General features: G+C 65.0%; 2 protein-coding genes. One reads left to right on the forward strand and one right to left on the reverse strand.

Annotation, left to right across the window (positions count from 1 at the left end):
• Nucleotides 1–42 precede the first annotated feature (42 nt).
• Nucleotides 43–3,843: a BTAD domain-containing putative transcriptional regulator gene (locus tag KI612_RS12910; protein ID WP_226440483.1), complete on the forward strand. Its 3,801-nt coding sequence runs from the start codon at nucleotides 43–45 to the stop codon at nucleotides 3,841–3,843.
• A gap of 47 nt (nucleotides 3,844–3,890) precedes the next feature.
• Here the strand turns inward: KI612_RS12910 and KI612_RS12915 are convergent, their stop codons facing one another.
• Nucleotides 3,891–14,948, reverse strand: coding sequence for a two-partner secretion domain-containing protein (locus tag KI612_RS12915; protein ID WP_226440484.1), 11,058 nt, complete (start codon nucleotides 14,946–14,948; stop codon nucleotides 3,891–3,893).
• Between the last annotated feature and the right edge of the window lie 4 nt (nucleotides 14,949–14,952).

Raw genomic sequence — 14,952 nt, forward strand, 5'->3', positions numbered from 1 at the left:
CGCCATGCAACAAGAGAAAGAAATACCTTGCAAGTAACCGACATGGCAAATGAGCCAGCGCATGACGAAGACAAACTGACGCTGCGCCTGTTCGGTGGTTTCTCCGCAACTCGCGCCCGCCAGCCCTTGCCCGACTTTGCTTACGACAAGGTACGGGCACTACTCGCCTATCTCGCCATCGAAGCAGACCGCACCCACAGCCGCGCCCACCTGGCCGATCTGCTCTGGCCGGATGCTGACCATGAGACGGCACGCAGCAATTTGCGTCACGCCCTCTTCAATTTGCGCAAGGTGCTCGGCAAGGACAGTGCGATCATTGCGCACGAAGGACGACAAGCTCTGCGTTTCGTTGCGACACATCCGTTCAATCTGGATTTTCGCCGCTTCAGTGCGGCGGAAAGCAACGAACACGGCTTTGACAGCCGGCGCCAGGAAGAACAAGTCGCCCTCTTTCGCGGTCCGCTGCTCGAACGCCTGCACCTTCCCGACGCACCGGAATTCGAGCAATGGCTATGTCAACAACAGGAAGCCGCCCTGCGCCGCGCCCTGCAATTACACCAGCAGCTCGTCGATCACTACATGCAGGACTCGCAGACGGAAGCGGCCCTGCGCCACATGCGGCGCCAAGTGGCGCTGGCGCCCTGGCAGGAAGCATTTCGCCAGCAGCTCATGCAATATCTCGCCGAAAACGGCAAAACAGCCGAGGCCCTGCTTGAGTACGAAGCCTGCCGCAGCTATCTGGAGAAGGAAGTCGGCACCCGGCCCGACCCGGCAACCGAGACGCTGGCGACCCGCATCCGCGAAAAGGGCCATGCCCTGCCCACCCGCCTCCACCCTATAGGCAAAACCACTCAGCAACGACTGCCGGTCACCGTCCTCGTCTGCCACCTGCATCCCCGTCAACTTCTCCATCCGGACGATATTCACGAAGTGCTGGCCGCGCCGCGCACCCACTGCCGCCAGGCAATCAGCGAACAAGGCGGACATTGCGTCGAGTTGCACGCCGGATCGCTAAGCGCTTATTTCGGCTACCCGAGCCCGCAGGAACGCGCCCCTCGCAGGGCCCTCAAGGCGGCCATTGCGATCGCCCGGGAATTAGCCGCCCGGCCCGCTCTCGAATTCTCGCTGGGACTGCACTGCGGCTGGATGCTGGCGGACAGCAATTACGCCCTGCCCGATGTCGCAGGGCAGATTTCCCGTCATGCCTCGCTCCTGGCGAGCGAAGGCAAGCCGGGACAGATCACGGTAAGCCGGGAAATCGTTGCCGCCACCGAAGGATACTTCTGCTTCGCGGATTACCAAGCCGGCGACGGCAAACTGTATTCCCGCCTGACCGGGAAAACTGACGCTTTCGATCGCATCGAGGCGGCCCGGGAAGCGGCTCGCAGCCTGACGCCCCTGGTCGGCCGCCAGAGCGAACTAAAAAAACTACTCGGTTATTGGCAAGGTTCGACTGAACAGGCCCGTACGGTCATCATCCAGGGAGAAGCCGGGATCGGAAAATCCCGGCTGATGCGGGCCGCCGTCGAACAAATCGTCAAAGCCGGCGCCTTGCATATCGACCTGCGTTGCCAGCCGGATTATCAGCAAACGCCTTATTTTCCGCTCAGCGACTTCGTTCAGCGACGTTTCCTGGTCCCGCCCGACGCCCCCGACGAAATCCGCATTAGCGCCCTGCAGCGCGGCATCTTCCGCGACCGGCCGGAACTCGTCCGTTTTATCCCGCCCCTCTGCGCCTTGCTCAATCTGCCCTCCGAACTCGATGCCATCGACGATTTGTTCGAAAGAAGGAACGCCCTCGAACACGGACTGCTTGAATGCATCAAGGGACTTACCGGCCAGCACCAGGTCTTGATGACCCTCGAGGACGCCCACTGGGCCGGCCCCTCGACCCTCGACTTCCTGAGGCGGGCGGTCACCGCACCGGGCGGCCCCCGCCTCTGGCTGATGACCTCGCGTGATGCAAGCATCGCGAGCGGAGCAACCACACTGACCCTCGGCCATCTCAACGCTTCCCTGGCCAGCGATCTGGCCAACCGGGTCATCGGGGCCGGGCAACTGCCGCCGGAGCAGATTGCCGGCATTGTCGCCCGAGCCGACGGCATGCCGCTCTATATCGAACAGATGGTCCGCTCGACGCTGGACAACGGCTGTACAGGCATCCCGCTCAACCTGACCGACCTGCTCGCCTCGCGCCTCGAAACCCTGGGCCCGCATCTGCGGCTGGCCCAGTATGCGGCGGTGATCGGGCGCGAATTCGATCGCGAAATACTCGAGCATCTGTGGGACGAGGGAAACGACTCGCTGACCCGTGGCCTGGAAAAAATGGCAACGGCCCAGCTCCTGCAACAGGAAATGCAAGCGCACTACGCCTTCCGCCACGTGCTGATTCGGGATGCCGCCTACGTTTCGCTGCCGGCACCGGCCCGCCGCGCCATCCACGCGCAACTGGCCGCGACGCTCGGCCGGCACTTCGCCAAACGCATTGCCGACCATCCCGAACTGCTCGCCCATCACCTCGACGCGGCAGAACATCCCGACGCGGCCGCCGCGTGGCTGAACACCGGCATGCATGCAGCGGTCCGCTCGGTACAACAGGAAGCGGTGGTGCATTTCCGGCGTGGCCTGGCCAAACTGCACTCGGTCGGCGACGACGCCCGGCGCCACGACCTGGAATTTCGCCTCAACATCCATCTCGGCAATGCGCTGATCGCCCTCGAAGGCTACGGCAGCGCCGGGGCGCAACAAGCCTATGCGCAAGCCCAGGGACTGAGTGCCCACATTTCCAACGACAGCGAACTGTTCCAGTTGATGTGGGGACTCTGGCTGGGGGGGCGCTCGACGACCGGGGAAACCCCGCCGCTGGCGCTGACCGAAAAGCTGCGCGCCATTGCCGCCCAATCGACCGATCCCTGTACGCCGGTCATGCTCAACTACGCCTACGGCAACAATTATTTCTGGATGGGGCAACCGGCTCTGGCCAGGACGCACCTGGAACAGGCGATCAGCGCTGCGGCGCAAGTCGACAGCCGGGAAATGATCGCCCGCTACGGCGAAGACGGCGGCGTCACTTCGCGCGCTTTCCTGGCCTGGGTCCTGTGGATCGAAGGGGAACCGGTCAAGGCCCGCAGCATGTGCGAAGCCTCGGTCGCGCTCGCGCGGCAAACCGGTCACGCCCACTCGCTGGGTTTCGCGCTCGCCTTCGCCGGCGTGCTGCACCGCCATTTCGACCTGCCGGACGAGGCACTGGCCTACGGCCGGGAACTCGCAGCCCTGGCCGAGAAAAACGGCTTGCTGCTCTGGCAGGCGGTCGGCGCCACCGTACTCGGCTGGGCGACCGCCGTCGGCGGCGAGCCGGCCGGGCTCGAATACATCAGAATGGGTATCGCCGGGGCCCGCCAGGCGATGCTGATCGTCGAAACGACCTTCCTTTCCTTCCTTGCCGACGGCCTGTTCCGCCTCGGTCAACATGCCGAAGCAGACGAAATCCTCGACGAATGCATCGCCAAGGCGGTGCTACGCGAAGACACCTATTTCCTCGGCGAATTCCATCGCCTGAAGGGGGAAATCATGCTCGCCACGGCGTCGACCGCTGGAAAAGCCGAGTCGGATGCCGAACAAGCCTTCACCACCGGCCTGCAGATCGCCGAGCGCCAGGGCGCCCACCTGCTCGCCCTGCGCCTGGCGACCAGCCTGGCCCGACTCTGGCAGCAGCAGGGAAAAACAGCGGCCGCCGCGCAACTGCTCGGCACGCACCTGACCGGCTTCGCGGAAGGCCACGATTACCCCGACCTGCGCAAGGCCCACGCCGTACACAGCGGACTGCTCGCCAGCCTCGCCTGAAAGTAGCTTGGCCGGGCGGTGGCTCCGCCCGGCCGGAAGACCGGGATTTACTGCAGCGCCTTGACCCCGGACTGGATCTCGACGCCCTTGCCGCCCTTGATGTCGACCGACTTCCCGCTGTCCTTGTTACTCACGCCGAAATCGCCGCTGATGCCGCCAACACTGACCGGCACCTTGCTTTTCAGCTCGCTGCCCTTGGCGACCAGCTTGCCCAGCTTGGACGCCTTGGCGCTGGTCACCAGGTCGGAATTCTTGACCTTGTTGGCCAGGCTTTCGAGTCCGGAGGCGCCAGCCTCCTTGGCGCCCTTGCCCGAGGCCTGGGTCAGCTGGCTGGCCGAGCCCAATCCGTCGTCGAGCACCTGGTTGTCGCTGCCGTTCTGTATGTTCCTGGCCGCCTTGCCGGTCTGGCCCGCGATAGCGCTGGCCGAACCGAGGCCGTCGTCGCTGACCAGGCCCTTGCCGTCCTTGACCGTTTTGGCGGCTGCACCGCTCTGCCCGGCAATGCCACTGGCCGAGCCCAGACCGTCGGTCTCGACATCCTTGGCGGCATTGGCCGGATTGGCGGTTTTTGCGCCATTGCCGGAGGACTTGACGACCTGGCTGGCCGAACCGAGATCGTCGGTCGCCACCTGCTTGTCGTTGCCGTCCTTCATTTTTTTCGCAGCCGCACCGGTCTGCTTGGCAGCCCCGCTCGCCGAGCCGAGGCCGTCGTCCTTGACCTCCGGCTTGGGGTCGGCGTACTTGTCGGTCGACTCGGTCTTGTTCTTCAGGGTCACCGTCGCCCCGCCGGCCAGGGTCAATGAACTCGAACTCGATTTCGCCTCCTTCTGGATGACCTCGCCACCGGCTGCCGCCGCAACCTTGCCGTCGGCCGCAATGCCCGTGCCTTCGAGCACCAGGTCCTTGCCCGAACTCAGTTTGACGTCGCCGAGACCGACAAGCGAAGCCGCCTTGGCGGTATCGCTCTTCTTCTCGCTGTAACCGCCGGAAAGGCCGGCACTGACCGACTCGGTCTTGGTGTTCTTGCCGTTCTCGCTGACCTTGCCCGAACTGGCGCCGAGCGACACGCCGGCCTTGAAGCCGGTCGTCGACGCGGTATCGTGCGCCGCATCGAAGGCCAGGTTGCCCTTGGCCGCGATCGTCGTGTCGCCGCCGCTGGCAATCTGCGTGCCTTCGAAGCGCGCATCGCCGCCGCTGCTGACGGTCAACCCGCCCAGACTCTGGATTTTCGCCGCGGTCTTGGTCGTGCTCTGGCTGTCCGACTGTTCGTAGGAGGTCGAGGCCGACAGCGCTCCGCTCTTCTCCGACTTGTCGGCCGAACCGCCCGAGGACATCCCGGCGCTGACCGCCGCCCCGGCACTGCGCGACGAACTCTGCGCCGTGCTGTTGGCGGCGTCGAAACGCACGTTGCCGCCGGCCGCGACCTGGGTCGGGCCGGTACTTTCCAGGGCCGTTCCCTCGAAGACGGCATCCTTCGCCGTTTCGATGCGGAGCTTGCCGCCGCTGGCAATGCCGCCGACCACCGCCGTGCTGCTGCTCCCCGTCGTAGTACCGCCGGAACCGGAGGCGCTGAACTTGCCGCCGACCACGCTCTCGGCATTGACATTGATCTGCAGGTTGGCGGCAGCCTGGGCGGTCGTCGAAGACGATTCGCGGGTATCGCGGGCTGCGCTGAACTTCAGATCGCCTGCCTTGAGCGCGACATCGCCGCCGGCATCGATCTTCGTCCCTTCCAGGCTGGTCGTGCCGCTCGACACACTCGAGAAGGTACCGCCGACCTTGATGTTGGAGACGACGGCCGTCGTCTCCTTGACGCTGCTGCTGTCGTTCTTGTGATCAGCGCTGACTACCATTCCGACCGAGGCATCGGCTGCCGCCCCCGACGTCACGCCGGCGCTGGCCGAAGCACCGGCATACATGCCGACGCGCCCTTCCGTCGTCTGGCTGCTGTTCGAACTGTAGGTACTGTCGGCCGCCGCCTTGCTGGTGATGGTCTTGGCGCTCTGCACCAGGTTACCGCCAACCTCGATCGCCGTGCCGGTATCGCTGATGCTTTCCTTGGCCACCCGAACCAGGTCGCCGCCGGTCTTGAGCGTCGATACCACAGCCTTGGTACTGCCGTTGACCGCGCTGCTGCCGCTGTTGTTCACGTAATAGCCCATGCTGATCGTGGCCGAGGCATCGACACTGCCGGTCAATTCGGCATTGGCGTGCGCACCGGCCGAGGCATCGGTGTACAAGCCGGCGGTCGTCGTATTGCTCGTGCTCTTCTTCTCATGCACATCGACCGCCGCGTCGAACTTCTGGGTGTCGGCCTTGATCACCGCCGATCCGCCGGCGGCAATATCGGAGCCGGTCACCTGCAGGTTGCCGGCATCGACCTTGAGGTTGCCGCCGACCTTGAGGGCGGAGCCCTGGTTCGTGATATCGGTCGATTCCGCCGTCGCTGCATTGACCTTGAGCAAGGTCAGCTTGTTGGCCGACGACGCGTCGCCGCTGACATTGGCCTTGGCATTGAAACCCTTGCCGGGATCGGCACTGGCGCCGGCTTCGACATTGTTGTCGCTGCTCCCGAGCAGGCCGATCGAAGTCCGGGTCGAGGACGACTTGCTCGTCGAGCTGTCCTTGGCGGCAAGAATCTCGATCTTGTCCACCTTGAGGCTGGCATCGCCGCCCGCTTCCAGCGTGCTGCCGGTCAGCTTCAATTCTTCGGCCTTGACCTTGAGATCGCCGCCGCTCTTGATGCCGGCGGCAACATTGCTCACTTTCTGCTGCTCGCTGTTCAGCGTATCGACCTGGACGAAGCTGACGCCGCTCTCCGACTTGGCATTGGCGGCTGCATTGGCACTCGCCGAGGCGGTCGGGATCAGGCTCTTGTCGCTCGCCTTGGCCGCGGCATCGGCCGAAGCGCCGGCACTGTTGCTCGAACTGGCCATCAGGCCGATGTTGGTCGTCGTCGAACTGGTCGTCGTCGTCGACTCGTTGCGCCCGGCCAGGACATTGACCTTCTTGGCGTCGATCGCCAGGTCGCCACCGACATCAATCTTCGAGCCGGTGACATTGAGGTTTTCCTTCGCCTTGAGATCGGCATTGCCGCCCACCGTGAAGGCCGAAGCGACGCTGGTCGTCGTCTTGCTGTTGGTGGTGACCTGTTCGTTGCTGACGAAGGCCAGGCCGCCGCTGCCCTGGGCCGCCGCCGAGGCGCTGGCGCCGGCCTGGGCCTGCGCGGTCTTGTCCTGGTCGGAACTGCTCGCGTCGGCGGCCGACTTCGAAGCGGAACTGCCGGTGCCGCTGGTGACCTTGAGAATCGAAGTGGTGTTTTTCTCGGTCTTGGTAGTCACCCCGTCCAGACCGTCGAGTACATTGATGCTGCGCGCATCGACCTGGGCATTGCCCGCGACGTTGAGCTTCGAGCCCTGCAAGGTCAGATCTTCGCCGGCCTTGATCGAGGCATTGCCGCCGATGTTCACCGTGCTCGCGACATTGCGGCTTTCCGTGCGTTCCTCGCTCACGGTCGAGGTGCCCCAGAGGCCGCCGCCGACACCGAGACCACTCTCCTCGGTCTTGCTCTTGGTCGTCGTCGTGTCGGCCTTGCTGATCACCTTGACCGCGCCGCCGGCGTCGAGCGCCGCGTCGCCCTTGACCGTGACATCCGTGCCGGCAAAGGTGATGTCCTTGCCTGCCGTTGCCTGCAGATCGCCGCCGACCGTCAGACCCGACTTGACCTGCTTGACATTGACCACCTCGACCGACGAACTCTTGCTATTGAAAACGTCGCCGCTCTGGCTCGACGATTTCGAACTCGAACGCGCCTCGATGGTGTCAAAACTGACTTCGCCCTTGGCCTTGAGGCTGGCGTCACCGCCGGCCGTGACCTGAGCGCCGATGACCTTGATGTCGGCGGCGGCATCGAGCGCCAGCTTGCCGGTGGAGGTAATCGTCGCCGTCTTGCCGAGCACGGTGTCGGTACCCGAGGCCGTCTTGATCTCACTGCTCAGCGTCTTGTTGATGATGCTGCCGCTCGTCGATTTGAGGCTCACATCGCCGCCGCCGATGGCGCCGGAAAGATTGACGATATCGCCGCTGCTGACGATGTTGAGCGTGTTCTTGCCGCTGATCGTGCCGCCGGCATTGACCATGCCGTTGAGATTCAAATTGACACTGTCGGCTTCGATCACCGCGCCGCTGACGATACTCTTGCGCGTCGCTTCCGACAGGTAAACCACGGGCGCCAGCACCTTGCTGCCGCTGACCACGGTTTCGACCAGCCAGACAATATCGCTGCCAAGGTGCGACAACTGTTCCGCGGTCGGCTCCTGCCCGAGGACCAGACCGAGATCCTTGCTCTGCGCCACGGCGTTGTCCATGAATTTGGCCATCTGCTCGCTCGAGCTGGCATAGCCGGCGAGAATGCTGCGTCCGGTACGGGCGCTGAGCTGCTGGCGGATCAGGTATTCCTCGTAGCCGCCGTCGCCGAGACGCTTGAGCAGGCTGTCCGGATCGTAGCCGAGCTGCTGTGACAGGTAATCCGAGCTCAGACCGTTGGCCCCACCCGGGACGTTGAGGTAGAGCGGATTGGTCTCGACCAGGTAATGCGAGTCGCTCGATTTGGTCGTCACGAAATAGCCGTTCGGATTGCTCGGCAAAACGATGTTGATGCCGCCGAAGCTCTGCCCGTTGACCTTGGCCACCGGGTCGGGACTGCCGAACACGGTCGGCGCCTTGCCCGTCGTCGCGCCGCCGCTGTTGGTCGCTTCCTTCTTTTTGGCCGTTTCGACGTCGTCGACCGATGAGCCGGTATCGGCAGCGGCTCCCTTGTCCTTGAGGCCTTCATCGTCCTTGGCATTGACGCCACCGGTATCGTCCGTCTTGCTGCAGGTGTCCGAACAGGGCTGCTTCGTGCTGACCTTGTCGGCAGCCTGTGCGGCCTCGACCTGGGCACCGGTCTTGGCGGTCACCGTGACCGCCAGCGCCTTGCCGCTGGCGGTCGGATCCGAGCCATTGACCAGGGTAAAGCCCGAGCCGGAGAGACTGGCATTGGCAAAGATGCCGGCCCCGACATTCTCGTTCAGCTTGCTGTAGGTCGGATTTTGCACGACCAGATTGTGGTTGTAGTCCTCTTCATAGACGAGGAAAGAGTAGCCCTCGTAGCGGATGTAATGCGAATAGGTGCTGACCGTTTCCCGCTTGTTCAGATCGTAGGCGTCATTGACGACGAGTGCGCTGCCATTGCCGGCAAGGACAAGGTTTCCGCCCCAGATTTCACCGCCCAGATTGGTCAAGTTCGAGAATCCGTTGAAGGTCACGGTACCGGAGCCGAGGATCTGTGGCCGATAGGTGGGCTTGCCGCCGTTGTAATACTGCCTGGCTTCGGTCTTCCGCTCGTACTCCTCCCAGGCTTCGTGATACCAGGGGCTGGCGTACAAACCCTTGTCAACGATCTTGGTCTGAATGTTGTAGACCTCGGTTTCGCTGCCCCAGACCCGCCGGTCGCCGCCATAAACCTCGTTGACGACGGTCGGCGCCGACACCGTGATGTCGCCGTCGCTGTAGATCATGCTGCTGTTTTCGACGCTGCTGCCCGCCGTCAGCTCGATGCGCTTGCCGGCATTCATGGTGCCGCGCGGATTCAGGCCACCCTCGTTGTAGATGCTGCCGCCGCCGCTTGCCGTGACCTTGAGCAGGTTACCGGCATACAACGCGCCGTAATTGCTGATGTTGTTGTTATCAGAGGACAACACGAGATCGTGCCCGGCCGAAATCCCGGCGGTCTCCATGTTCAGGATGTGGCTCGGCGTAGAAAAATCGAGATCGCCGGCCGAATAGATCAGACCGTTGTTGGTAAACAGGAAGTTGCCAGTCATCTCGATGATCGTCTTGGCAGTCCCGTTCATGGCGCCGAGAATGCGGCTGTCCCAGGCGTCGATCGCGATCTTGTCGGCGGCGATCTTCATCTCACCGGTTGAGGACAGGCTCGTGTTGCCGCCCAGCGTCAGTTGCTGCGTTTTCAGGTCGAAAGTCCCGCCCAGCACCTTGGCGCCGCTCGCCAGTGCCAGCTTGAGGGCCCGGCTGTCGTTCTGGCCGCTCAGGCTCAGCTTGCCGCCGGCCTGCATCTGGCCGCTGACATCGACGTTGAGCACATCGCCCGAAGTACCCCGCACCGTCAGATCGCCGTTGGCGAGAATCAGGCCGCTGTCGTTGATGCTGTTCCTGACCTGCAGCGCCATGTCGCCTATCGACTGGAGCTTGCCGGCGTTGAGCACGCTGTTGGCGACGACCTGGCCGCCGCCGAGCGCATCGGTGGCCAGCGTGATGATGGCGCCGGCCCGGTTGTCGAGCTGGTTGGCCGTGAGTGTGCTGCCGCTTTCCTTTCCGCCTTGCAGCACGCCCTGATTGACGATGCTGTCGGTGGTCGAAATCGTCAGACGATTGCCCGCGATGATGCCACCGGCTTCGTTGGCGATCGAGGCGTCGCGGGCTTTCAGCACGAGTTCCCCGGCCGCCTGGGTGAGCGCGCCGGCGCGGTTGGTGTAACCGTTGCTGTCCAGTGTCAGCTTATCGGCAGCGTAGATCTGCTTCACGTTCTCGATGCTGCCCGCATCGACATCGAAGGCGCGGGCCGACTGCAGGATGCCCCGGTTGAGCAGTTTGCCGGTCAGCGTCAGATTGTCGTCGGCGGTATCGGCGGCTGTACTGGCAGCGGTCGACAGCAGCCAGACGCCCTCGTTGTCGAGACTGGCCAGTTCGAGCTTGCTCGCCCCGGCCGCCTGGATCTGGCCGCTGGCCGTGTTCTTGGCTGCAGCCGCTTTGATCTGCATGCTGCCATCGCTGAGCAGCAAACCACTATTGCTGAAGTCCTCGCTACCACCCGCGTTGAGATCGGCGATATCGAGCGCGCTCGCTGCATAAATCTGGCCGCTATTGTCGAGTTTGCCGGCCAGCCGCAAGGTCGCAGCGCCGGTCACGGCCGAAATCTGGCCGAAGTTGTTCAGCGCGCCGAGGCTCGCCAATTTCATGCTGGCCGCCTTGACCAGGCCATCATCGCGGTTGTCGACGCTACCCGCGCTCAAATCGAGGCGGCGCGCCGACTGCAGCACACCGCGGTTGTCGACATTGCCGGCCACGGCGAACATATCGTCCAGTGCGCCGCCGCGATTGGAAAGCAGCCAGGTCGCGGCATTGTTGAGGCTGGCCAGGGAAACCTCGCTGCCGTCCGCCGCCTGGATCCAGCCGGCCCCCGAATTGCCGGCCGCCGCGGCGCGCAGCTTGAGGCGGCCATCGCTGAGCAGCAAGCCGCTGTTATTGAGGTTTTCGCTGGCGCCGCCGCTCGCGTCGGCGATATCGAGCAGGGTCGCGGCATAGATCTGGCCGCTGTTGTCGATTTGTCCATCGACCCGCAATTGGGCGTCAGCGCCGGCCGCGACCAGCGAACCCGCGTTGTCGAGGCCGTCCGTGCTGTTGAGCTGCAGGCTGCCGCCCTTGATCAGGGCGGCGCTGCGGTTTTCGATGCCGTTTGCCGTCAGTACCAGGATGCCGGCCGATTGCAGGGTGCCGGCGTTGACCAGGTTGGCGGCAACGTTGAGCGTGTCGGTCGCACCCGGGGCGGTCGACAGCAGCCAGGTGCCGAAATTGCCCAGCCCGGCCAGTTCGACCCGGCTGCCGCTCGCCGCCTGGACCCAGCCGCTCGCCGCATTGTTCGCGAACAGGGCTTGCAGGCTCAGGCTGCCGCCGCTGAGCAGGCGGCCGCTGTTGTCCAGATTGACACCGGCGCCGCCGTCGGCGGCGGCAATATCGAGTGCCGTGGCGGCCTGGATTTGGCCGCTGTTGTCGAGTTGACCGCTGACCCGGAGCGTCGTCGCGCCGCTCGCGGCGCTGATGTTGCCGGCATTGACCAGGCCGGCGGCGCTCTTGAGGCTGACCCCGGCCGCCTTGATCAGGCCGCCCGCCGCATTGCCCAGCACCGCGTTGCCGCTGTCCAGGCTGAGCGCACCGCTCGCCTGGACCACCGCGGCCGCACCGTTCTGGTAGCCCTGGCTGCTGATCGCGAGGTCGCCCCCGGCGAGCAGCTTGCCGTTGTTGGCGATGGCGCCGCCCGTCGTCAGCGCGAGCGTCCGGGCCGCTTGCACGACGCCGTCGTTAGCGAGACCGGCCGCAACCTGCAGCTCGTCGGCAAGCGCCCCGCTTGCGGTCGACAGTAGCCAGGTGCCGGAATTGCCCAGGCTGCCCACTTGCACCCGGCTGCCGCTCGCCGCCTGGATCCAGCCGCTCGCCGCGTTGTTCGCCGCACCGGCCTTCAGCTCCAGGCGGCCGTCGCTGATCAGGCTGCCGCTGTTGGCCAGACTTGCGCTGCCGCCGCCAGCGGCGTCGGCAATGTCGAGCGCCGTGGCGCCATGGATTTCGCCGCTATTATGCAGTTGACCGCTGGCGCGGATCGTCGTCGCTCCGGCCTCGCCATCAATCAGGCCGGCGTTGTCCAGCCCGGCGCCGCTCGTCAGACTGATGCTGGCGGCCTTGATGAGTCCGCTCGCCGCATTGCCGAGCAGCACGTTGCCGCTGTACAGATGCAGGGCGCCGGCGGCCTGGGTCACTGCGTCGGCACGGTTCTGGTAGCCGTTGCTGCTGAGTGTCAGATCGCCGGCGGCGAGCAGCTTGCCGTCGTTGTCCACGCCACCGCCCGCCGTCAGTTCGAGGCCACGGGCCGCCTGCAGCACGCCGGCGTTGTTCACGTCGCCGGCCACATCGACCCGGTCGGCGCTGGCGCCGCCCACGGTCGACAGCAGCCAGGTGCCCAAATTGCCCAGGCTGCCCAGTTGCAGCCGGCTGCCGCTCGCCGCCTGGATCCAGCCGCTCGCCGTGTTGTTCGTCGCCGCGGCCTGCAGCTTCAGGCTGCCGTCGCTGAGCAGCGTGCCGCTGTTGGTGAGGCTGGCACTGCCGCCGCCATCGGCATCGGCGATATCGAGCAGGGTCACGGCATGGATTTGGCCGCTGTTGGCGAGTTGACCGCTGGCGCGGATCGTCGTCGCGCCGCTGTCGGCGGTCACGATGCCGGAATTGGTGAGGCCGGCGCGGCTCTGCAGGCTGACGTCGGCGGCCTTGAGCAGGCCGGCGTTGGCAAGGGCGGCGTTGGCGCTGTCCAGGCTGAGCACGCCGCCGGCCTGGGTAACGCCAGTATCGCGATTCAGGTAGCCCTGGCTGGCGATGTCCAGCGCGCCGTCGGCGAGCAGCTGGCCGCCGTTGTCGACGGCACCGCCGGCGCTCAACGCCAACGAACGGGCGGATTGCAGCACGCCCTGGTTGTTGAGCTCGCCGGCGACGCTGATCTGGTCGGCCGTCGCGCCGCCAGCGGTCGACAGCAGCCAGGAGCCCGAATTGCCCAGGCTGACCAGTTGCACCCGGCTGCCGCTTGCCGCCTGGATCCAGCCGCTCGCCGCATTATTGGCGGCGGCTGCGAGCAGGCTCAGGCTGCCCTCGCTGAGCAGCTTGCCGCTGTTGCTCAAACTTTGGCTGGCGGCGCCGTCGGCGTCGGCGATATCGAGCGCCATGGCGCCGTGGATTTGCCCGCTGTTGCGCAGTTGACCGCCGACGCGCAGCGTCGTCTTGCCCTGGTCGGCCGAAATACTGCCGGCGTTGTCCAGTCCCGCACCGGCGCGCAGCAACACGTCGCCCGCTGTGGACTGGATGCCCTGGCCACTGCCGGCTTGCGTGCGCAGCTTGCCGCTGGCGGCGAGTGCGAGGTCACCAACTGCCTTGAGCGCTGCACCGGCCAGATCGAGATCGCCGCTGGTGCTGCCCAGCGCCAGGCTGCCCTGGCTGGCGAGACCGGCTCCGGCCGCATCGACGCTCAGGCTGCCCACCGTGCCTTGCCAGTTGCCGCCGCTGCGCCAGGTCGTCCCGGCCAGCGCAGCCTGCCCGGTGACGGCAAGTTGCAGCTTGCCGGCCGCGTAGCGCTGGTTATTGTCGTCAAGGCTGCCGTTATCGGCGGTATCGCTCAGGCTGCCTGCGCTGACCTGCAGGTCGCGCCCGGCAACCAGGGCGCTGCCGCTCAGCGTCAGCGCGTTGTCGGCAGCCAGCGTCAGGTCCTGCTTCGCAGTCAGCGCCGCGCCGGCGATGTCGAGCGCCTCGCCACCGACGGCGATGTTCTGGTGCGCCGAGACCTTGTTACGCAGCTCGATCACACCGGCCGCCGACAGCGTGAAATCGCCGGCATTGGCGGCGACGTCACCGGCCATGCGCACGCCGACGCCGCTTTCGGTAGCCAGCAGGCGGATGCGATTGGCGTACATGCCGCCAAGCAGGGCGGTATCGATGGCATAGACCGGGCTGCTGCCGACCGCGGCGAGCTGGCCGGTCACCGTGCGCGTCGCGTAGTCCCAGCGGTTGGCGCCGGCAACAACGCCGAGATCGCGCCCGTTGATCTGCCCTTCGACACGCAGCGAGCGCATCAACAGATCAACGATCTGCTGCCCGCTGGCATTGAGACCGCTGCCGTTGATCAGGATGTCGCCCTGACTGACATTGAAGCCGCCCAGCGATCCGTCGCTGTTCAGGAAAGGCGTACCGGTCGACAGGGTGACGCGGTCGGTATTGATGAAGCCGCAGCCGGTACAGGTAATGCCGTAGGGATTGACCAGCACAACATCGGCCTTGCCGCCGAGCACTTCGCTGTAACCGGCAAGCACGCTGCGGTTGTTGGAAAGCACCTCGTTGAGGATGACTTTCGCCGCCTGGTCGAGATTGGCATTGCCCGAGATCATGCCGGCCAGTTGCGATTGCTGCGCCAGTTGATCCTTGGTCACGTTATTGAGGACCAGACCCTTGGCATCGACGTTGTATTGCAGGAACAGATTGTGCGATAAGCCGGCATTGTTGGTCTTGGCAATATCGACCACGGTCACGCCGTTCGGCGCGACATAACTGCCGGTCTGACTGTTGGCGGTGTTCACTGAACCGGCTGCCATCGCCAGCGAGGGCAGAAGCAGGCTGACAGCGGCCGTCGCGGTGGCAGATGCGGCCGCCGAGGAAGAGGAATGCGAACGGGCCAGTTCGCCGACGGCAACCCAGGCGCCAAGCGCGGCATTCCAGACGGTACGGTAGATATGGTTCATGTTT

Origin of the sequence: Quatrionicoccus australiensis (assembly GCF_020510525.1) — a bacterium.
Taxonomy (GTDB): domain Bacteria; phylum Pseudomonadota; class Gammaproteobacteria; order Burkholderiales; family Rhodocyclaceae; genus Azonexus; species Azonexus australiensis_B.

Excerpts from the sequence above, each read along its gene's own strand:
- KI612_RS12915 (WP_226440484.1), bottom strand. The coding sequence starts at position 14,948 with ATGAACCATATCTACCGTACCGTCTGGAATGCCGCGCTTGGCGCCTGG.
- KI612_RS12910 (WP_226440483.1), top strand. The coding sequence starts at position 43 with ATGGCAAATGAGCCAGCGCATGACGAAGACAAACTGACGCTGCGCCTG.